The following is a 21,002-nucleotide window of genomic DNA, read 5'->3' on the forward strand; positions in this document are numbered from 1 at the left end:
TGATCATATACCATTCTCAATCTAGGAGCCATCTTTCTGGTTATAGTTCCCATGACAACAATAAGATCACATTGTCTGAGAGAACCAAATGCTTCGATAATACCAAATCTTTCAACGTCATATCTAGGACTAGATGCGGCACCAAATTCTACACTACAACATGCAGTCTCAAGATGAACTGGCCATAAAGAGTAAATTCTGCCCCAGTTTATTGCCATGTCAAATGGTTTTCCGACTGCCTTGATAAGTACATCACCAAGCTTTCCAAGTAAAACATTAGTTGCGTGCGGTGCCGTATCTTGATTAAGTAATTCTTTTAACATTATTCTTCCCTATCCCGAATCTTTTCCGTATTCGATTTAAAAGTTACCAAATGTCTTTTCTCCCTGCCTGATATAGTGCAAAGGCAAAAGCTGCAAAGATTATTGCAAGAAACCCTATAATTGGAAGAGTTTCAGACTTTGGCAAATTAAGTATACTGCTTCCCCAGGCATACAAAAAGATCGATGCCACATCAAATACAACAAACATCAAAACATACGAGTAATACTGCATCATGAAATGAGTACGTCCTTCACCTTGTGGAACTTGACCAGATTCCATTGGAAGGAATTTCACAGGATTTGGAGTACGTCTGGGCGCAATCATCCTAGAAAGAATTAGGGTTGGCCCTGTTGCTACGATTGCAAATATGAACAATAGTAAAATTGGGCTGAAACTACTAGCAGCTTCTCCTACCAAAGTAGCTATCAACCCAGTCGCAGAGTATAAAAATCTATTCACATTATACGATCAAAATTTTCATTGCTAGTAAATTTTTCAACAATTTCTTTGAAATTAAGTAATATCTTCAATTTTTAATAACAATAGCTTTTAACCATTTTAAAATTCCAAAATGATTGATATATGTCAATAATGAAACTTTATCATGGTAAATGTAGGACAAAAGGCACCGCCGTTTACTTTAGTAGATACAGAATTGAAAATGCGAAGCTTGGATGAGTTTAAAGGCAAAAAAGTAGTCCTCTCATTCTTTGTAGCAGCAAGTTCTCCTGTATGTACAAAAGAAATGTGTACCTTCAGAGACGAATGGGATCAGATATCAAAACTTGGAGCTCAAGTAATAGGAATTAGTAATGATGGTCCGTTTGCAAATAAAGCATTTGCAGAAGCACAACATCTCAATTTTCCTGTACTTGGAGACTACAAAAGTCAGACAATAAGAGATTATGACATTTTAATGCCTGACTTGTTGCATGTGAAAGGTTATGATGCAGCCAAGAGATCTGTATTCATCGTAGATGCAAGTGGATCAATAGTCTACAAATGGGTTTCAGATAATCCGTTGATAGAGCCAAACTATCAAGAAATTATAGACTTTCTCAAAAAAGGAAATTAAATTCCTTTTAATTTATTTTTAAAAATATTTATTCAATCTCTGCGAGCACATCATTTTTTGCAACGGATGCACCCTGTTTCAATTTCATTGATTTTACAACACCATCTTTATGAGATTTTATTGAGATTTGCATTTTCATAGATTCCAAGACACATACCACATCTCCTTTCTTGATATTATCTCCAGTAGCCACATTTATCGATACAACTCTACCTGGAATTTGACTTTTGAGATTTATTTGAGAATCTGCAGATGAATCAGCTCCGGAGTTTTTGTATACAATTTTGTCCATCTCGGGGCGTTTGTTAAATGTAAGCTTTACTCCGTCAATAACTAGTGTTATTCGATTAGTACTATTTTCAAGATATTTCGTAATGTGATAAACACTATCTAGCATAAACTCAACTTTATCGTGAGTCATTGTAATTACTTTGAGGTCACGTTCTTTTCCCTGAATTTTCAAGAGAAATTCGTTATTTCCAACTGACTTTATAATTTCTCCATCCAAGTTTTCATCAGTATTTTCTAGTTTGAATTTCATGTCAATGTCTATCCACTTGTGTTTTCCATCTAACACTGTGTTCTTTATGCGATTTTATCCTGTTTTTGAGAAATTCTGAGTGTATCAAGGTTGCAGCTAATGCAGCTTCTGATTTACCTGATGCCTCTTTTTTCATATCAGCGCGTAGTCTGTCAAGAATTTTGAATCTGTCAAGAAAGTCAGTTGATAAATCACCACTAATGAATTCTTTACTATCCAAAATAGTCTTGTATAACGGAATTGCAGTTTCAACTCCTTCGATATAGAAATCAGATAGTGCAAGTGTCATTCTCTGTCTAGCTTCTTCAAAGTTCTGTCCCCATGTGATAAGTTTGCCCATAAGTGAGTCGTAATAAGGCGAAACTGTACATCCCGGATAGAGATAAGTGTCTACTCTAACTCCTGGACCTGAAGGAATATTGACGTCAAAGATTTTTCCTGTTGACGGAGCAAAGTCTAGAAATGTATCCTCTGCATTAATTCTACATTCTATAGAACAACCATTTACTTTTAGATCTTTTTGTTTGAAAGGAATTTCTTTTCCATTTGCGATATCAATTTGTAATTTTACAAGATCAAGCCCTGAAACTAATTCAGTAACAGGGTGTTCAACTTGTAATCTGGCGTTTATTTCTATAAAGTAGAAAGCTCCATCATCTAATCTTAGAAATTCTGCAGTTCCAGCATTATGATAATCTACAGCTACCGCGGCTTTTACTGCAAGTTCCCCAATTTCATCACGTATCTTTTGGTCAACAACTGGAGATGGCGACATTTCTATGAGTTTTTGATGTCTTCTCTGGATAGAACATTCTCGCTCAAAAATATGTACTGCATTTCCATGTTTATCACGTGCTAGCTGAAATTCAATATGACGAATTTTTGGAAGGAATTTCTCAACAAATAGTGCAGACTTGCCAAATGCCGCTTTTGATTCTCCAGAAGCAATCTCAAAAGCTTCTCGTAGTTCTTTTTCATTATGTACTAGTCTGATTCCTCTACCTCCTCCTCCAAAAACTGACTTTAGTAAAACAGGATAACCAATACTATGAGCAACATCTAGTGCTTTCTCAACTTCTTCAACAATTCCCAAACTTCCTGGTACGGTTGGTACTTTAGCTTTTATCATTACATCTTTACATTCCATTTTATCACCACACAGTCTCATTGATTTTCCAGAAGGTCCAATGAAGTTGATTTTCTTTTTCTCACAAAGATCTGCAAATTCTGCGTTTTCAGAAAGAAAACCATATCCAGGATGAATTGCATCAGCTCCAGAGCTAATTGCAGTCTCTGCTATTTTTTCCATGTTAAGATAACTTTGTGAAGGAGATGCCGCACCAATGTGATATGCTTCAGAAGCCATCTTGACATGCTTTGAATTTACATCCTCATCAGAATAGACTGCAACTGATTTTATTCCTAATGCATTACATGTCTTGATGACACGTATTGCGATTTCTCCCCTGTTTGCGATTAAAATTTTCTTGATCATATCATTCTAAAGATTAATGTTCCCATGCTTTCGCGGAATTCTTCTCTCCCTCTTATTTGCTAAAGCATCCAAGGCACGTATTAGTGCAGGTCGTGTTTCAGCAGGATCTATTACTGAATCAATAGTACCATAAGATGCAGCTACGTATGGGTTGGCAAATTTTTCAGTGAAATTATCTACAAGTTGTTTTTTTAGTGCAGCAGAATCTTTTGCAGCATCAAGTTCTTTTCTATTCATTATTCTTACCGCTGCTTCAGAACCTAGTACAGCTATCTGTGCAGTTGGCCATGCATAATTCATGTCTGTTCCTAAATTCTTGCTTGACATTGCGATGTAGGCTCCACCATAGGCTTTTCCTATGATTAGTGTTATCTTTGGAACTGTAGCCTCACAGTAGGCATACAAGAGTTTACTTCCATGACGGATGATTCCAGCATGTTCCTGTTGTGTTCCAGGCATATATCCAGGAGTATCTACAAGAGTTATAATTGGAACACTATAGCAGTCACAGAATCTGATAAATCTTGATGCCTTGTTAGATGAATCAATATCCAAGGCCCCTGCAAGTACCATCGGTTGGTTTGCAACAATTCCTATTGTTCTTCCATGCAGTCTGGCAAATCCAATTATGACATTTGGTGCAAATAATTCATGTATCTCAAAGAATACATGATTATCAACTATGGAATTTATGATTTCTTTCATATCATACGGTTGAAGAGGATTTTCTGGAATTATGTTTATGAGATTATTGTCTAGTCTGTTTGGATCATCACCAGTTTCTACAATCGGTGGTTCTTCCGTGCTATTTTGAGGAATATATGATAAGAGTGTCTTGACAATATCCATGCATTGATATTCATTCTTTGCAACAAAGTGTGCAACACCACTGTTCTTTCCATGTGACATTGCACCACCAAGCTCATCAAAAGATACGTCTTCACCAAGGACTGTCTTGACAACCTCTGGACCTGTTACAAACATTGTAGCAATCTTGTCAGCCATTATCACAAAGTCTGTCATTGCAGGTGAATATACTGCACCTCCTGCAGATGGTCCTACACTAACGGTAATTTGAGGAACTACTCCAGACGCAAGTTGATTATGATAAAAAATACTTGCAAAACCATCAAGACTTAGAATTCCTTCTTGAATTCTTGCTCCACCCGAATCAACTATTCCAATAATTGGAGAACCAACGTTTGTAGCATGCTCCATAACTTTTGTAATTTTCTTGGCACCCATCTCACTTAGTGTTCCACCAAGAACCGTAAAATCATAAGCAAAAAGAAAAACTTGTTTTCCGTGTATAGTTCCATATCCTGTAACAACTCCATCTCCAAAGAACTTTTTGTTTTGCATATCAAATTCATAATAATGATGAGTTGTCATAGCATCAATTTCATTAAAACTTCCTTCATCAAGAAGCAGATCAATTCGTTCTCTTGCCGTTAGCTTGCCTTTATCATGTTGACCCTGAACTCTTTCTTCTCCACCACTTTGTTCTGCCTGTCGCCTTTTATGTAAAAAATTTTTTATCTTTTCAGAATGCATGATTCGAATTAGAACTGTCTGCAACCTATATTAATTTAATCAGTTTTTACTTCTCGAATACCGTCTCGGCCACCCTTGGCGTTACGAAAAACATTCATGCCAATATGATAATTTTGCCACAGTCCATCTATGACTTGAAGTGCTTCTCTTGCAGACTGTAATGTTTCCGGACTAGTCTGTGGATCGGCTTCTAATTTTGCAATCAGATTTCTCCTCTCTGTAAGAAGATCTTCTAATCCTACTTCATAGTTTGATTCCCCATGAAAGGCTGGATCTAATGGTGCTATCTTTGTGGTAGGCTTTGCCATTGATTTCTCAATCTGAAGGGTTAGATTTTAAGGTTTTACAGTATGTTTTGGGTCTAAATTGCACTTTCAATAGCTATAGAATCTTAGAAACAGTGTCCTTTAGATCACTTGCTGCCTTTTTGCCTTTGGTGTTTGTATTTAGATTAACATGTTCTACAAGATCCTGAATTATTATTTCCATTGTACTATCAAGAGCTGCTCTAACCGCAGTAATCTGCTGTACAATATCAGGATAGCCCTTTCCCTCATCAATCATCTTGCTAATGCCTTTGACATGCCCCTCGATTCTTGCCAGTCTTTTCTTTATCTCAGGCAGTTTATGATGAGTCATGCGTTATTCTTCTTACAAGCTTGATATTTATCTAATCGGATGGTTTGTCCAACCTCCAAATAGATATATTTTATCGAATCAAAATTGCAATGAACCATAAAATCATCTTCACCGTACAACAAGAACGTAGATTCCAATAGCCATAATCACAAATCCCACCATTGAATCATTATATTTTTCTGGGATTTTTGCAAGTGTCTTTGCTAATCCTACAGTACCAAGCTGAACTAAAAGTAGAAGCGTAGTGATAGAAGCAACTGCAAAAACAACTGACAACTCTAATGCAAAGTAAAATCCAGCTGATATTGCAGAAAGATAAATTGGAATAATGCTCGGGTCTGGAGAAAGTGCAGCCCCAAGAATTGCAAAATATCCTACTTTCGAGGTAAGTTTGCCAAATTTCTTTTCTTCATTATGTTCGTGTTCATGATCATGATTATGAGGTGCACTCTTTCTTACTAGAGGCATGATTCCAACAACTAATCCTGCACCTACCATAACTAGTCCTATTCCAGTATCAAGATAGTATGAAATTAAATGAGAAAATACAAGTCCAATGACTACAACAATAAGTCCCAAAGCAACAGAAAGAGCTACATGACCGATAGCAGTCACAAATGATATTCCAAAGAGCTTTTTTGGGGCCCATTTTTTGTTTTTTGCAAGAACGCATAGGGTAAGCCAATGATCAGGGGCAGACATGTGTAATATTCCTACTAGAGCAGCTCCAATTACATAAGCAAAGAGATTAGCCATGCAATTACTCGTTCCCTATACTTGGATGAAAATTAGTTCCTAAAAAGCATATCCTCCCCCCCAGGATAGGGGATTCAAAGACATAGTAACTTGAATGTTAAACATGATGAAGTTCATTTTTAGAGATAGAATAAACAATTACAATCTAGTTTAAACTTCTGGGTTTACTTCTTTGTTCTAGTCATTTTGTAGCTTTCAATTATAGTTACTACAAAAGCGGCTGCAAACAAACCTAATGGCATTGACAACCACATTGCCTGTCTAAAAAATGCAAGATTTACTGTTTCTGCTGTAAGTATACATGCACTTTCTGCAGTAACTAAAATGTAAAGACTGGTCTTGATGATGTATTTTAGATTCGGTAACTCGTACAGATGCGGAATCATTTTCATTCCAATCCAGCAATAGCTAAAAGTATTCTTCAAATTTGAAACAAGGCTGATATTGCTTCCCTGCTCTATGGCAGAACAGCACGCACCCAATCCTTGTTTTGAACGGTATCTTCCCAAAATGGTACAAAATGTAGTCAGACTTGCAAGACCATAACCTAGAGTATATGACATGATTATTCCAAATAGATCATGATAACCAAATAGTACAAACGATATGCCTTGTCCTACCTGAGATGATAAAATGCACAGAACTATTATACCAACAGCAGAAGGATATGATTTTTTGATTTGATTGAAGAATAATGTAGATTTTTTTATCTTTGGGACTGGAGCACAACAACATGTTCCTGTAGGACAAATCTCACACATGGAATCTTCTGTGCATTTACAGTCAGTACATGAACAGTTTAGCAACGTATCACTATACTTGAAATTATGATTTAAGCAATTTCCAACAAATCACACTGTGTGAACTTCTAGATAGATGATGAAATTCCCTGTAAAAGGGGTTACATTTTTAGTTCAATACTCATGGTTTAAACTTCTAGATTTAGTAGAGAATATCGTTTCACTACAGAATTTTGATAGAGTGAAAAAGCATCTTTGCTATCGCTACATTTCTTACAAATACACATCTGAGAGACTTTCATCAGATCACAATTATCTGCAAATTCACAGTCAGGACAACCTGCTGGGCCTCCACAGACTAGACATTTTAGTTGCATAACTTCTGCACATGCCTGATGTTTAACACCTAATCCTTTGGCCCACAAGGCAACTTCATTGATTTCAATCTTTTTTTTACAGACTAGACATGTTCCAGGAAACTTCATAGGTATTGCACGCCAGCTCATTTCATCATCTCCAATTCTTTTTGTACAATTTCATAATCTGTCTCGTTTAGGTTCATTTCAAGAGATTTATTTTTTATACAAAAAAGAAGATATGGTAGATAGAAAGTTGAAAACACACTACGTGAAACGTGCATTTGTTTTGCAAGATTACCAGTTAGTCCCTTTATTGCTCTGCCATCCCATCTAATTCTATTAAGGGTAGGCCATGGAAGATTAAATTGAGAATACTTTATTGCTGTTCCTTGTTTGTATAATTTCAATAATATGTTATCTAGATATCGTAAGAGTCTCCATTCTTGATGCCTCATTATTTTTCCGTATAACATATCAGATTCAGAAAGTATTTCCAACATTTCTTTTAGAATATCTTTTGGAAGAGTACTTGTAATTACACTTGAATAAAATGCATTAATCTTTTCTCTAGGATCAATTCGTAAGGAATAAAGTATTATTTTTGCCTCCTCAGATGATTTAGCATTAAAAAATGAATTTATTGATTCTTCCACGTTAGCAGTTAGGTTAGATTTATCAAGTTGAGGCTCAAATCCCCCAGCCAATACTTGGGCAGAATTTAAAATTGATCTAATATCACCACGTGAATCTATAATCATCTTTATCATGCTACCAATTTTTATTGACGCATTTTCTCGCCTTAGAATTTCTTCAAGGTATAATCTCATTAACCTTGGAGGAAGAGGTCTAAGTTTTACAGTAGTTACAGCTTTTTTTATAGATTTCATTTTGTCAGATATATCAGAATTTGCTGCAAGAATTATTGGAACAGTTGGCTCTTTTAGTATGTCAATCAATGCTTCTACTCCACCAAAATCAGATCTTCCATGTATTCCATCCACTTCATCAACGAAGATCATAGGCTTTCCAAGTAGATTCCTATTACCAAGAATAGGATTAAGAATTTCTTGAATTTTCTGCTTGTTTCTTACATCACTTGCATTCATGCTGATTAAATCATAACCAAATTGTTTTGCACTTAGGATTGCCATAGTAGTTTTTCCAATTCCGGGCGGACCAACTAAAAGAAGAGGTTTTGTTCCCTTGATCCATTTTCCAAGCCATTTTACAAAAGATTCCTTTGCTTCTTCATTTCCGACCATTTCAAGTAAATTCTTTGGCCTATACTTATCAGACCACATCATTTCAAATCACTTTGGAATTTTGGATTCAAATTCTTTCCATAATTTTTCTTTTGAAAGTTGATTAAACCAATATAGATTGTAATGCTCTACTGTTAAAAAGAGAAACTCAAGAAAGTCTTTATGTGAGAAACTTTCTGGCAGTAGTTCCAAAGCAAGTCGTGCTTCACTTAGGTAAATGTCACTTTTTTTCATTGTAAAATCAAATCCTTTTTGAACATCACCTGTAAGAAATGTGTAATACAGAGGCCAGGAAGGAACTTTAACAAATTTGTTCTTAATAGAATCTTCAATTTCATTTCCACATCCAACTGATTCTGCAGCTTTTGCCATTCCAAGATAGAAAATTTCTCCAAGTGGAAATCTTGCAAGAGTCATATTTTTTCCTGCAGTTCCCATTACCGCCCTATATTTTTTGTAGCATTGAATCATCTCTTCTTCAGATATGCTCTTAGGATTCATTTTTAATTTAAAATCAACGTATTGCCCGATTCGTGCATCTTTGAAACCCCTCTCAAATTCTTCTAAAACTTCTTTACCACCAACAGAAATCTTGTCTCTTGCAAGCTTCAAGATATATGGATTCATCAACTTGTAATCATCTAGAAATTCTACATCTTCATCTTTGTCCATTATCCTATCCATTGGTTCACTTAGATCAATTGCGATAATATGACCATCAATGATATCTGTTTTTTTCTTACTATCTTCAACATCGCCAAAATATTGAGCTGAAGCATCGTATAATGCACTAAAAACTGGGAATGTCATTTTAACAAAATTAGAATTGAGTATTCTTGAGACTCTATCTAGAAGAGTCTCATAGTTTTCTAGTCTCTTTTTTACCTCGTCTATTTGTGATTTTTGTAGAATTATCTCTGTAGAGCCAACTTCTTTGGCAAATTTTTCCTGAGTTTCAAACGGATTAGGATCAGATTTGATCGCATTTAATAGATCTTCAGTAAATCTTTTGGTGAATTTTGGAAATTCGTCCTCTGCCTCCTTTTTGTACTTGTCAAATAATCGATATCCTTTGCTTTTGAATAATGCCTGCTTGACTATGTCCTTGCCTGGTTTAGTGGATAGAAGAGCCTCTTTACTAAAAATAGAATCATCTTTACTGCTCACACAATGGCACAACTTTTTTGCTATTTATGCATTCAGCCTACTTTTTTATTACTTAAAATAAATTAGGACATGGAAAAGAAAAACTTGTGAGAGTTATCGAAATTTTAGAAGAGGCTGCAAAAAGAGTATACAACAATGTAAAGCATCTTGCAGGAACAGAGGAATCTGGTGCGGATCATGGAATGGGAGCAGGCGGAGACATATCACGACGAATTGACATCGTAGCAGAAAAGACAGTTCTTGATTACCTGCGAGAGATAAATTTTGAGTGTACCGTTTTTGGAGAAGAGTGTGGCATGATAGAATTATCTCCAAATCCTAAAGGATTTGTAATAATGGATGCCATTGATGGCTCTACTAATGCAGTTAGGGGAATACCCTTCTTTTGCTGTTCGCTTGCATTTGCACCTGAAGATAATCTGAGTTCTGTGACAGATGGAGTAATTATCGATTTACATAACGGAGATTTGTATTCTGCGTCAAAAGGCAATGGTGCATACATGAATGGAAAAAAGATTCATGTTCACAAAGACAAACCAATTTACTTTGTTGTTGGGGTTGACATTTCAGGAATTTCGCCAGAGGCCCTACCTCAATTGGCGCCAATTCTTGCAGCATCAAATCATGTAAGACATTTTGGAGCAGTTGCTCTTGAACTTGCAATATTTGCCCGTGGACTAGTTGATGTATTTGTAGATCTTAGAAGGAAATTAAGGATAACAGATGTTGCTGCGGGATATCTCATAGCTTTAGAAGCTGGAGGATATGTGGTTGATGAAAATGGGATGCCACTTGACTCAAAATTAAGTTATGATAAGAGAATCTCATTCATAGCTGCTGCAAATAAGGAAACACTTGATGATGTAATGAAAAAACTTGGATTATCACCTAAGATTTGAGATTTAATTTCTGAGAAAAATTTATGGCGCCCTTGGCGGGATTTGAACACGCGTCGAGGCCGTGACAGGGCCCCATTCTAGACCGGGCTTTACGAGGATTGGAATTAACCGCATCCCCTCTATACTACAAGGGCGTTAAAATATTGTGGAAGAAAATCTGAGTTTAAAGCTTTCTTTTCTTCAAAAAATTTTGTAAAAGACTAAATTATACACAACTATGACGTTTTGCTATGGGTTCGTAGCTCAGCCAGGTAGAGTACCGGACTTTTAATCCGGCTGTCCGGGGTCCGAATCCCCGCGAACCCGCTTAAAATCAACAAATTAATCCAAGGTATGAAAATGTCAGATTTCTACTTGGAGTGTAACTTCAAAAAGAGAGGTTTTCTAACTACTTAGATGCAGTTCTGGAAACTCTGCTTGCTTGATTCCCAAATCATTCTGAAGTGTTCTGATCTTCTTTGCATATTCGGACATTCTGGTGTTGTCGCTCTGAACCTTTGCGATTTTGTATCCTCGCCAGGCTTTTTTGAGTGCACCCCATGTCTGACCTGCAGTGTAGTTAGGGTTTTTTGATTGCGGTTGTACGAATTGATACATACTGAGACGTAATGCGCGAAAATTCATTATTTGCCCATATGTTAAGTAAAATAAATATAAAAGTCAAATTTCCTACATTAAATTCAAGTAATTACAAGTTTTACCTGTAAAAATTTCGATTTTCCTATGTTTCCCACATATTTTAGGCTTTGTTTTTTCAAGAGTTGTTTTGAATGGTTGTTGAATCTTGGTTTGCTGATTAAGCCCAAATTTCACAGAGAAAAAGCTTAATCAATAGTACATTAGTAATTCACAAGAATAATGTTAGAAGCTGTGGATATACTTAGGCAAAGAATTTTCATAGATCATAGCTATAAAGCTAAAACATTCATCAAAGAAGAATTTACTTTCAGAACATTATTTGATGTTGTAACTAATGTATTCATAGTACAAGATCACTTCATGCCAAATCTACACATATACGACTCAGATGGTGAGGAGCTACCATTAGTTAGTAATGAACATACGTTTGCATTACTTACAGGTAGAATGAGAACTGCTGTAGGAACAGAAAGACAGGCAAAAGAGGATTTTTTACAAGAACTTAGAGATAAGAAAAAATTCATTTTATGGATAAGAATCCCCACGAAAAAAGCATTGACTAAAAATGAATTTAGGATAATAACATTAGAATATGATGCCCCAAAAGAAAAGCAAAAAAGTAATCAAATAACCACCGAATACAAGCGTAATGCATTACATTCAGTTTTTTACATAATAAGAAAACCTGAGGATTATGAATTTACTAGAAAACCAAGAATTGCTTGGACTGATAATAAAGATGATTATAAGATATTCACTGACTGGGAAATAAAAAAAGATGGAACTACACCAATGTATGTAAATGAAACTTCTGATACATTGTCTATAACAATTAGACCAGATGTGGTAAAATCTATGGATATTTCTTATTCATTTAGAGCAAACAAACATGTGGTTTTCTTTCCAGTTTTGGCTGCTACAGTTCTTGCTATTGCCACAATACCACTTTATTTTTCACATCAATGCGATTGGTTTAATGCATGCGGTTCTACTGTTCCACCCACAATACAGCAATTAATAGATCATAGATTTGATTTTGCCATAGGTATCATAGCCGCATCATTTGTGACAGCAGGCTTGATAAGAAATGAAGCAATTAGACATTCCCATAACATTCTATTCATAATCCCTCTAGCATTAGCGTTAATATCATTGATTTAATTTGTGCCTAAAATGGATACCAAATCCAGTAGACAAAATCAGTTAGCTTTATACTTTCATACGTTTATAACTTAAGTAAGAAGTGATTTCGTAATGACTCCAAAACCTGAAGAACAGATGATAAAAGAGGCAGAAGCGATTTTTGACTGCCCAAATGACCCTGAAAGCTATATGGTCATTCCAGACGGCAAAGTCAAATTGAGCTAAATCTCAATTTACTTTTTTCATACTAAACTCCAACAAGTCAATCCATTTTGCCCTCTCTTTCATAATCCCTATTTTTTGTGCTGGACTACGACCATCTAACGCCATGTGAGGCTTTACACAGTTCATGTGAATCCTAAGACCTTCAGGAATCATGGTATCCATTGATTTCCATCCTCTCTGAACCTTGATTCTTTCACGCTGTGTTCCATTGCTTCTTTCTAATCTGTTATTGTTGGCGTGTGGCTTGTTTATTCCAGTTCTAGCTTTGTGCCAAACTCCATTATCAAATGTTTTTTTAATTGCTGGAACATAACCATCCAAGCCATCTGTGTTTATGGTATTTGGCAAGTGACCATTGGCATTTTTGATTGCTTCTTGAAATGCTTGGATTGCACCATTAGTATCTCTGCGTTCTGAAAGCTTTGAAGCTAGAATATAGCGAGATTTGTAATCCATGACATTCCAAAGATAAGCTAGATGAGTTCCATCTCTTACTTCATTTCCATCTTTCATCTTGACAAAGACTTCATCTGCTGACCATGTTCTTAATGCTGTATCATTTGGCACAAGTGAATTAACATACTTGGAAATGATTGGCACGTATGTTTTGATCCAGTTGTAAATTGTTGAATGATCAAGCTCTAAACCAAAATGATCATTTACACTTCTTGCTACTTTTCGAAGCGAAAGACCAGAGAAATAGAGGTCTAGTGTAAGTGTAACAATCTTTGGATCATATCTTGCCTTCTTTAGCAAGCTTGGTTCTCTGAACTTGTGCTTACAATCTTTGCAGTAGAAGATCTGTTTGTCTGCACTTTTACCATAGTGAATAGTTCTGATTGAACTACATCTATCGCATTGGACTGAATCTTCTGCAAAGACTTTTGGTTTTGGCTTGTTGTTAAGAAATGTATTAGTTGCAATCCAGAACTTGCAGGCGTAGCCGTGCTTACATGTGTCAATTTTTCTAAAAGTAAAATCTGCACAGTTACAGACGAATTTATTCTCAACAATTTTTACTGTATAAACACCATTCCCCGTCTGAGAAGGGACAGCAAAACTACCATCCTCATTCTCTCTTATTGCTGAGGTTTCGGTTATTGCCATTCCTCTCATCATTCGGGTTTCCGATTGGTTATTTGGGTATTGTACTACCATACTACTAGTATTACAACTACTACTTTATAAAGATTATATTACATATTTATATAATACTTCAAATATTATATTACTATGACAGGTAAAGATCAAGTTAAAAAAGAAACCACATCAATCAAAGTAGATCCTAATCTATGGAAGAAAGCTAAGATTAGAGCAGTTGAAACCGATATGGATCTTTCAGACCTAGTTGAAAAAGCATTGAAGGCGTGGTTGAAAGATGAGTGAAAAAATAATTCCTGATATGTTAATAAAAGGATTGCAGGATGGAATCAAAATTTTTGAGGGGTGGCAACAAAGTGAAAGTGAGTTTGCAAAAAGGCAAGAAGATAAAAAGAATTATGATTTAGAATATCTCTTCCATTCATTCAAGACTACATGGGGAATGTTTTCATTTTGCTATCAAGTAATGATTTTACAATCTAATGCAATTAACAATCTTTACGAGTCAATCGATAAACTTCCAGATAAGAAAGAATTTGATGATATAAAATCAGAATTGCATAAACAGAAAGAAAAGGTAATTTCTACACTTGAACCATTAAAAGATCTTCTTGATCAGACAAAAGAACAAAGTAAGAGGGGTAATCATGTATACCGATAAGAGTGATTATTTTATCGATTTAGGGATTAATCAAAAACTGAATTATGCCATACAGGTTAAGAGAATTAACGATGAATTACTGGAACACCTTTCATCCTCGATAATATGGCTTTTGAGATATTCTCAATCCAATGGAATAGACCTACCCAACAAGGAACAGATATTTTTGCTTATCAATAGGGCGATAGAAATAGCTAGTAAACTACCTTCAGGAGAACCAACCTATTTTCAACAACCGAATAAAACTCCCTCAGACTCGACAGAATCATATTTTAGGCTTTGTTTTTTATCAAGACTTTTAATTTACTTTCAAGGTCCTCAAATGCAGTCCTTACTTCATTTGTTCTTTTAGTGGTCCCAACTACATATGCCTGAATTTTTCTTTTCCTGTCTGTAATCATTCTCTGTTGCTCATGTTTACCAGAAGATCCTTGTGACCTTCTAGCATCTAATGATGATTCAGGAGTTGTTGACTGGATAATTTTGTAGAGTTCCTTTGCATCAATTTCTTTGGATGGAATTGTTTCTTTTATTTCTGACAAAGATAGTTGTAATAGAGATTTTTTTGAATTTGCAGCTATTTGTACTAGATGTCCAACTATTTTGTGTGAGACTCTAAAGGGTATTCCTTTTCGTACCAGATTTTCTGCAATGTCAAGCGATATGGAAAATCCTTCATCTATCGCGTGCCTTAGTTTTTTCTCATTTACATTCATAGTTTTAAGAAGAGAATTGACTACAAGTAATGATGATATTACTATCTTAGAAGTTGGCCAAATAGAGACTTTGATTTGTTGGAGATCTCTGTTGTATCCAGATGGCAATCCCTTTAGATTTGACAAGATAGCCATTTGATATCCTATGACTTGAGCGGTTTTACCACGGATTAGCTCAAGAATGTCAGGATTTTTCTTTTGTGGCATAACACTTGATGTAGATGTAAATTTGTCCGATAATTCAAGAAAAGAAAATTCAGAAGTGGACCATATGATAAAATCTTCTGCCATTCTACTCAAGTTTGTCATTAGGATGCAGCAGTTTCCAACATATTCTGCCACAAAGTCTCGTGATGAAGTTGCATCAATTGAATTCTCTACTAGTCCTTTGAATCCAAGCATTTTTGCAGTATATTGCCTGTTAATTGGAATACTCGTTCCACCAACCGGGCCTGCACCAAGAGGTGATTCATTGACTCTGCCATATGTTACATAGAATCTGTCAAGATCACGAAAAAGTGCATCTGCATATGCAAGAAGAAAATGAGAGAACAAACCAACTTGGGCTTGTTGGAGATGAGTATACAGAGGCATTATGGTATTTTGATATTTTTCTGCTAGTTGTATTAGCGTAGAAATGACTTCATTTAGGCAGAAACAGATGATATTGATGTCATCGCGTATCTTCATGCGTATGTCAAGTGTAACTTGGTCGTTTCTTGAGCGTGCAGTATGCATCTTACCTCCAGATTCTTTTCCTGCTTTTTTTATAACTAGAGACTCGATGAGTTCATGAATATCTTCGGCTTCAGATTTTTCAGAAAATTCTTCTTTTTTGAGTTTCTCTAAAGCACTAAGAATTTTTGCAGCTTCAGATTTTGAAATAATTTTATTTTCTAAAAGCATCATAGTGTGAGCTTGACTTCCTAAAATATCATACAAAGCAATTTGAAAATCATCAGAGATTGACGAGAGAAATTCTAAAGTGTTTTCATCCAATTTCCCTTCTAGTCTTGATCTGTACATCAATTTAAGAATTAGAATGGTTATATATAGCGTAGACGCTTTTTTGATTTATGTCACAGGCATCTCTAGAATTAAGAAGGCAGATTTTTGATGAGCTAACGAAAGTAGTTGATCCAGAAATTAATGTCTCAATAATGGAGCTTGAACTAGTGGACAACGTTGACATTATTGGACCCGAAGTTAAAATCGACTTGCATTTGACAAGTCCTTTTTGTCCAGCAATATTTGGATTCAAGATTGCACAAGACGTGCATGACAATGTGCTCAAGATAGATGGCATCGATGATGTAAAGGTAAACGTCTCAAATCATTTCATGGCAGAGGCCATAAACAATCAAGTTAACACTAGTAAAAATCCCAAAAAGCCTTAGAATACTATTTTGTAAATCCTAAGAGATATCCCCTAAGCAATTGTATTGCCATTGCAGGATCCACACCTTTTGGACAAACTTGACTACAAGATCCAGCAAAGTGACATCGCCAAATTCCATGAGCGTCGTCTACAATTTTCAGTCTATCCTCTTTTCCTTTATCCCTGTTATCTGCTACGTATCTGTAAGCTTGTGCAAGTCCCTGTGGACCAATAAATGATGTATCCGTAGCCATTGTAGGACATGCAGCATTACACAGACCACATTTGATACAGTAGGAGAACTGGAGATACTTTTCAACGTCCTTTGGTGTTTGTATAAATTCTTTAGATTCAGGTGTAACTTCAGAATCTTCTCTTATGATAAACGGCTTCATTTTTTTATGGTTTGAGATTAGTTGTTTAAAGTCAACGGCAAGATCCCTAATTATTGGGAAATTATTCATAGGTTCAACTGTAATAATGTTTGAGTGTAGTTCTGAAACCTTTGTGTAACAAGCCAGTGAAGGTTTTCCATTAATCTTCATACCACAAGAACCACAGGATGCTTGTCTACAAGAGTACCTTACTGCTACAGCGTGATCAAGATTTTGTTTTACGTATAAGATTGCTTCCAGAACTGTAGTCCATTTCTTTACTGGGACCTTGAATTCAGAATAGGTGGTTTCATGCCCTTCTGCAGGATTTGATCTTGCTATTCTCAGGGTTATAGTGTTTAGTTCACCTGATGTTTTTTCAATTGTGATTAATTCTTCGGATGATGTAGGAGCTGTTACAACTGCCATGTCTAAGAAACCCCCATTCCTGCCATCAATATAGTTCTTGAGCCATAAGCAATCAAAATCGCCATAGCTGCAAGAGATCCATAGTTGACCATTTTCTCATAACCTGATCCTTGTTTTAGCTCCAAAAGAATTACTCGAAGACCATTAAAACCATGTACAGATAACAGTATCAATACAGCTTCTAACATCAATGCATATGGTAAGAAATGATAATTTGCAATTACATTTTGATATTGTAATGACTGACCAAAGTTTTGTGTCATCCTCATTAAGATATGAACAGCTACAAGTACTACAGCTCCTAATGCTGTCCCATAATGTATTTTCATGATAATACTTTCTCGCATTTTAATCACCAAACAGAATTGATGCACCATACATCATAGCAAGAGCTGCAAGTCCGATAGAGACCCAGATGCAAAGTCTTTGTTTGTAGTTTAATGATGCTGCTTTGTATGGATATTCTGGTTGTCCAGGTTTTCCAACTCCTATGCCTCCATGACCAAGCATTACTCGAATTCCATTTGCGGTATGAAAAACACACATGCCAATGACCAGTGTAAGTATAATATGCCCTTGTGGCGTCTGTGTAAATTCTAACATTTTATCCCATGCAACTTTTCCATGGACAATTGTACTTGTTTCAAAAATATGCCCTATCAAATAAGCAAGTAAACCAAGTCCAGTGAGTCTTTGTAACCAATATGCAACTCTTTCTATTCCATATCGAGTAGGATTTGCCATTCCCTTTATGCCTTCACGGTTTGACAATCTTTCTGTCACTAGTATTTCCTCTCCACTGGCTTGTATTTAGTAATAGTTACTGGATGTGTCTTAAGAACAGGCTCCTTGGTATCATAGTAAACAAGAGTATGGTGTAAGAAGTTCTTATCATCCCTATCAGGATAATCAACTCTCGCATGTGCACCTCTGGATTCCTTTCTTGCAATCGCACCCATCAGAATAACTTCAGCAACACGAAACATTGAATCAAGTTCCATGACATTTGAAAAGTTAGTGTTATACTCTTTAGCTTTATCATCTACATGCTTCCAAGTTTTTTGGTGTAATTGTCGTACTTGTTTTAATCCTTCAACTAGGTTGTTTTCAGTCCTATAGACATAAGCTTTTGAATTCATGATATCAGTCAACTCTTGACGTACTTCGTACGGGTTTACACTTCCACTTCCTCTAAAAATTTCATCATAGATTCTCTTTTCTTCTGTAGCAATAAGATGCATTGGGAATGGTGGTTGTGATTTACCTTCAAGAATGTATTTTGCAGCAAGATCTCCTGTTATCTTTCCCCAAACAAGACATTCAGATGTTGAATTTGCTCCTAATCTATTTGCTCCATGAACACTATTACATGCAGCTTCACCAGCTGCCCATATTCCTTGAATTTCGGTTGCACCATCTATGTTTGTATGAATTCCACCCATCATATAGTGACATACTGGCCTTACATCAATTGGTTCAGTTACTGGATCTACACCATTAAATTTCAAGGATATTTCTCGGATGGCAGGAAGTTTTCCTATAATCACTTCTTTACCAAGATGTGTCAAATCTAATTTCAAACATTCTACTCCCGTCTCATTTTTGAAGCCTCTACCTTCGTTAATTTCTGTCATCATTGCACGAGAAACAACATCTCTGGATGCAAGTTCAAGTTTGTTTGGAGCGTATTTTTTCATAAATCTCTCCCCATCCTTGTTAATCAGATAACCTCCTTCACCTCTAGCAGCTTCTGTAATTAGAATTCCAGATGGCAATATTCCAGTTGGATGAAATTGAACAAATTCCATATCTTTCAATGCCATTCCTGCACGATACGCCATGTCCAAACCATCAGGGGTTGAAGATAATGAATAAGTTGAGAAACTGTAAACTCGTCCTGCTCCACCAGTTGCAATAATTAGCGCTTTTGCTTTGAATGTGTAAAAATTACCACTTGAAAGTTCGATAGCTGTAATACCACAGAAACTTTGACCGTCATGAATTACAGATGTAACAAACCATTCATTGTAAAATTCTATGTTGTCAAATTTCTGACAAGTATCATAAAGAGTCTGCATCTCATAGAATCCGACTTTATCCTGAGCATATGTTGCTCTGCTAAAGCTGTAACCTCCAAAAGGTCTCTGACCAATTCGTCCATCCTCTCTTCTTGACCAAGGCATTCCCCAATGTTCAAGCTGGTATATTTCAGATGGCATTTCCTGTACAAGTCTTTCAATAACATCCTGATCTCCAAGAAAGTCACTTCCCTTAACAGTATCATAAACATGAGATTCAAGAGAATCTCCATCTTCAGGATATAGAACAGCTGCTGTTCCACCTTCGGCAGATACCGAGTGTGAACGCATAACTTGAAGCTTTGAAATTACTCCTATCTTTAACTTTGAACTAACTTTTGCTGCTTGAATTGCGGCCCTAAGACCAGCAAGACCAGAACCTACTATCAAGAGATCAAGTTCTATGCTGTTAACCATTATTCGAATTCTACTTTTCAGGCTTCATAAATATGTCTTGTGAAGATTCTACACCCTCTTGATACATAATTCTCTGTGTTACCTAGGAATATGAAAAATAATCAGCAGTCAACCAAGTAATAAATAATTGTAGAACATTATAGCCACAGTTGACAAATATTAGAAAATTATTATTAGACAAATCAAAACCTCTTGTTTTTCCAGGAGTATACGATGCAATAACTGCAAGAATAGCCCAGAAAGTAGGTTTTGAAGCAATGTTTCAGACAGGATATGGAACATCAGCAGCACTACTTGGTATGCCAGATTATGGTTTCATCGGCTCTAAAGAGACAATTGAAAATGCAACAAGAATATGCAAATCAGTCTCTGTTCCAGTCATAGTAGATGCTGACACAGGTTATGGAAATCCATTGAGCGTATGGAAACTTGTAAATGAATTGGAGGCAGTTGGAGCATCAGGAATATTTCTTGAAGATCAGAAATGGCCAAAGAGATGTGGACACATGTCTGGTAAAGAAGTAATTCCAAAAGAAGAGTATGTTGAAAAACTGCGTGCTGCAGTTGATGCTAGAAAAAGTAAGGATTTCATAATTGTGGCAAGGACAGATGCCCGAGCTACTGAAGGTATTGACGCTGCAATAGAAAGAGGTTTACTTTATAAAGAAATTGGAGCAGATGCAATTTTTGTTGAAGCTCCAAAATCAATTGAAGAGATGAAAAAAATAGGAAAATCGATTAAAGCTCCTCTGGTTGCAAATATGATAGAGGGTGGAGCAACACCTGTTCTTTCATCCAATGAACTACACAAGATGGGATTTAATCTAATTTTATATCCATTATCAGTGCTTTATGCAAACACATTTGCTACATTAAAGATTCTAAAGGAATTGAAAAAATCTGGAACTACTTTGAAGTTTAAAGAATCTCTTGTTAATTTTGATGAGTTTAACGATATTGTTGATCTTACAAAATTCAAGAAGATGGAAAACAAGTACTCGATAAAATAATTAACAAAAAAGAAAAGTGT

The 21,002-nt window shown here is 35.8% G+C and carries 26 protein-coding genes and 2 tRNA genes; 8 read left to right on the plus strand and 20 right to left on the minus strand.

Annotation, left to right across the window (positions count from 1 at the left end):
- Positions 1-323: NADH-quinone oxidoreductase subunit B (locus tag C0Q33_RS06825; protein ID WP_394336918.1), on the minus strand; the 323-nt coding region annotated here is incomplete at its 3' end.
- 43 nt (positions 324-366) lie between these two features.
- Positions 367-741: an NADH-quinone oxidoreductase subunit A gene (locus C0Q33_RS06830; RefSeq protein ID WP_281258839.1), complete on the minus strand. Its 375-nt coding sequence runs from the start codon at positions 739-741 to the stop codon at positions 367-369.
- A gap of 184 nt (positions 742-925) precedes the next feature.
- Here C0Q33_RS06830 and C0Q33_RS06835 point away from each other — a divergent pair, with 184 nt between their 5' ends.
- A complete protein-coding gene (locus C0Q33_RS06835; RefSeq protein ID WP_101477863.1) occupies positions 926-1,399 on the plus strand; it encodes a redoxin domain-containing protein in 474 nt (157 codons plus the stop codon).
- A gap of 28 nt (positions 1,400-1,427) precedes the next feature.
- On the opposite strand, the gene C0Q33_RS06840 is transcribed toward C0Q33_RS06835, so the two are convergent.
- From C0Q33_RS06840 to C0Q33_RS06885, 10 genes are all read right to left on the minus strand, one after another.
- Positions 1,428-1,940: an acetyl-CoA carboxylase biotin carboxyl carrier protein subunit gene (locus tag C0Q33_RS06840; RefSeq protein ID WP_101477958.1), complete on the minus strand. Its 513-nt coding sequence runs from the start codon at positions 1,938-1,940 to the stop codon at positions 1,428-1,430.
- Between the two features lies 1 nt (position 1,941).
- On the minus strand, positions 1,942-3,435 hold the full coding sequence (locus C0Q33_RS06845) for an acetyl-CoA carboxylase biotin carboxylase subunit (protein WP_101477864.1): 1,494 nt from the start codon (positions 3,433-3,435) through the stop codon (positions 1,942-1,944).
- Between the two features lie 6 nt (positions 3,436-3,441).
- Positions 3,442-4,989: an acyl-CoA carboxylase subunit beta gene (locus tag C0Q33_RS06850; protein ID WP_101477865.1), complete on the minus strand. Its 1,548-nt coding sequence runs from the start codon at positions 4,987-4,989 to the stop codon at positions 3,442-3,444.
- A gap of 35 nt (positions 4,990-5,024) precedes the next feature.
- The gene (locus C0Q33_RS06855; RefSeq protein WP_101477866.1) at positions 5,025-5,297 is read right to left on the minus strand and encodes an MCP four helix bundle domain-containing protein; all 273 of its coding nucleotides are present in this window, start codon (positions 5,295-5,297) and stop codon (positions 5,025-5,027) included.
- Between the two features lie 73 nt (positions 5,298-5,370).
- On the minus strand, positions 5,371-5,628 hold the full coding sequence (locus tag C0Q33_RS06860; protein WP_101477867.1) for a metal-sensitive transcriptional regulator: 258 nt from the start codon (positions 5,626-5,628) through the stop codon (positions 5,371-5,373).
- 108 nt (positions 5,629-5,736) lie between these two features.
- A complete protein-coding gene (locus tag C0Q33_RS06865) occupies positions 5,737-6,384 on the minus strand; it encodes a hypothetical protein (protein ID WP_101477868.1) in 648 nt (215 codons plus the stop codon).
- A gap of 164 nt (positions 6,385-6,548) precedes the next feature.
- Positions 6,549-7,190 carry a hypothetical protein gene (locus C0Q33_RS06870; protein WP_133121033.1) on the minus strand — a complete coding sequence of 214 codons (642 nt, stop codon included), beginning with the start codon at positions 7,188-7,190 and terminating at the stop codon, positions 6,549-6,551.
- 122 nt (positions 7,191-7,312) lie between these two features.
- Positions 7,313-7,630 (minus strand): hypothetical protein, encoded by a 318-nt coding sequence (locus tag C0Q33_RS06875; protein WP_101477870.1) that lies wholly within the window; start codon positions 7,628-7,630, stop codon positions 7,313-7,315.
- Positions 7,627-8,784, minus strand: a complete 1,158-nt coding sequence (locus tag C0Q33_RS06880) for an AAA family ATPase (RefSeq protein WP_101477959.1) — start codon at positions 8,782-8,784, stop codon at positions 7,627-7,629. Before C0Q33_RS06880 ends, C0Q33_RS06875 begins: the two co-directional genes overlap by 4 nt.
- A 9-nt stretch (positions 8,785-8,793) precedes the next feature.
- Positions 8,794-9,912 (minus strand): hypothetical protein, encoded by a 1,119-nt coding sequence (locus C0Q33_RS06885; RefSeq protein ID WP_101477871.1) that lies wholly within the window; start codon positions 9,910-9,912, stop codon positions 8,794-8,796.
- A gap of 86 nt (positions 9,913-9,998) precedes the next feature.
- On the opposite strand from C0Q33_RS06885, the gene C0Q33_RS06890 reads away from it, so the two are divergent.
- Positions 9,999-10,811 carry an inositol monophosphatase family protein gene (locus C0Q33_RS06890; RefSeq protein WP_101477872.1) on the plus strand — a complete coding sequence of 271 codons (813 nt, stop codon included), beginning with the start codon at positions 9,999-10,001 and terminating at the stop codon, positions 10,809-10,811.
- Between the two features lie 24 nt (positions 10,812-10,835).
- Here C0Q33_RS06890 and C0Q33_RS09310 read toward each other — a convergent pair.
- Positions 10,836-10,945 (minus strand) — tRNA-Asp (locus tag C0Q33_RS09310).
- A gap of 98 nt (positions 10,946-11,043) precedes the next feature.
- On the opposite strand from C0Q33_RS09310, the gene C0Q33_RS06895 reads away from it, so the two are divergent.
- A tRNA-Lys gene (locus C0Q33_RS06895) sits at positions 11,044-11,117 on the plus strand.
- A gap of 78 nt (positions 11,118-11,195) precedes the next feature.
- On the opposite strand, the gene C0Q33_RS06900 is transcribed toward C0Q33_RS06895, so the two are convergent.
- Positions 11,196-11,435 (minus strand): hypothetical protein, encoded by a 240-nt coding sequence (locus C0Q33_RS06900; protein WP_133121034.1) that lies wholly within the window; start codon positions 11,433-11,435, stop codon positions 11,196-11,198.
- A gap of 234 nt (positions 11,436-11,669) precedes the next feature.
- Between C0Q33_RS06900 and C0Q33_RS06905 the strand changes: the two genes are divergently transcribed.
- Complete coding sequence (locus C0Q33_RS06905) at positions 11,670-12,611, plus strand: hypothetical protein (protein ID WP_101477874.1); 942 nt, start codon at positions 11,670-11,672, stop codon at positions 12,609-12,611.
- A gap of 210 nt (positions 12,612-12,821) precedes the next feature.
- Here C0Q33_RS06905 and C0Q33_RS06910 read toward each other — a convergent pair whose 3' ends face one another.
- Positions 12,822-13,976: a DDE-type integrase/transposase/recombinase gene (locus C0Q33_RS06910; RefSeq protein ID WP_101477875.1), complete on the minus strand. Its 1,155-nt coding sequence runs from the start codon at positions 13,974-13,976 to the stop codon at positions 12,822-12,824.
- A gap of 75 nt (positions 13,977-14,051) precedes the next feature.
- On the opposite strand from C0Q33_RS06910, the gene C0Q33_RS09315 reads away from it, so the two are divergent.
- A complete protein-coding gene (locus C0Q33_RS09315) occupies positions 14,052-14,204 on the plus strand; it encodes a hypothetical protein (RefSeq protein WP_165776467.1) in 153 nt (50 codons plus the stop codon).
- Complete coding sequence (locus C0Q33_RS06915) at positions 14,197-14,580, plus strand: hypothetical protein (protein ID WP_101477876.1); 384 nt, start codon at positions 14,197-14,199, stop codon at positions 14,578-14,580. Before C0Q33_RS09315 ends, C0Q33_RS06915 begins: the two co-directional genes overlap by 8 nt.
- 272 nt (positions 14,581-14,852) lie before the next feature.
- On the opposite strand, the gene argH is transcribed toward C0Q33_RS06915, so the two are convergent.
- A complete protein-coding gene (argH, locus tag C0Q33_RS06920; RefSeq protein ID WP_101477877.1) occupies positions 14,853-16,322 on the minus strand; it encodes an argininosuccinate lyase in 1,470 nt (489 codons plus the stop codon).
- A 50-nt stretch (positions 16,323-16,372) separates the two neighbouring features.
- Here argH and C0Q33_RS06925 point away from each other — a divergent pair, with 50 nt between their 5' ends.
- Positions 16,373-16,693, plus strand: coding sequence for a metal-sulfur cluster assembly factor (locus C0Q33_RS06925; RefSeq protein WP_101477878.1), 321 nt, complete (start codon positions 16,373-16,375; stop codon positions 16,691-16,693).
- Between the two features lie 4 nt (positions 16,694-16,697).
- Here C0Q33_RS06925 and C0Q33_RS06930 read toward each other — a convergent pair whose 3' ends face one another.
- The 4 genes from C0Q33_RS06930 to C0Q33_RS06945 are packed head-to-tail and all read right to left on the minus strand — an operon-like array spanning position 16,698 to position 19,972.
- Entirely contained in the window at positions 16,698-17,477 is a 780-nt protein-coding gene (locus tag C0Q33_RS06930; protein WP_101477879.1) for a succinate dehydrogenase/fumarate reductase iron-sulfur subunit, read from the minus strand.
- A gap of 2 nt (positions 17,478-17,479) precedes the next feature.
- Entirely contained in the window at positions 17,480-17,824 is a 345-nt protein-coding gene (locus C0Q33_RS06935; RefSeq protein WP_101477880.1) for a succinate dehydrogenase, read from the minus strand.
- Position 17,825: 1 nt separating this feature from the next.
- Positions 17,826-18,221 carry a succinate dehydrogenase gene (locus C0Q33_RS06940; RefSeq protein ID WP_101477960.1) on the minus strand — a complete coding sequence of 132 codons (396 nt, stop codon included), beginning with the start codon at positions 18,219-18,221 and terminating at the stop codon, positions 17,826-17,828.
- 38 nt (positions 18,222-18,259) lie between these two features.
- Positions 18,260-19,972, minus strand: a complete 1,713-nt coding sequence (locus tag C0Q33_RS06945; protein WP_101477881.1) for a succinate dehydrogenase/fumarate reductase flavoprotein subunit — start codon at positions 19,970-19,972, stop codon at positions 18,260-18,262.
- A 149-nt stretch (positions 19,973-20,121) separates the two neighbouring features.
- Between C0Q33_RS06945 and C0Q33_RS06950 the strand changes: the two genes are divergently transcribed.
- The gene (locus tag C0Q33_RS06950) at positions 20,122-20,982 is read left to right on the plus strand and encodes an isocitrate lyase/PEP mutase family protein (protein ID WP_101477882.1); all 861 of its coding nucleotides are present in this window, start codon (positions 20,122-20,124) and stop codon (positions 20,980-20,982) included.
- The last annotated feature ends 20 nt before the right edge of the window (positions 20,983-21,002 follow it).

This window comes from Candidatus Nitrosotalea bavarica (assembly GCF_900167955.1).
GTDB lineage: Archaea > Thermoproteota > Nitrososphaeria > Nitrososphaerales > Nitrosopumilaceae > Nitrosotalea > Nitrosotalea bavarica.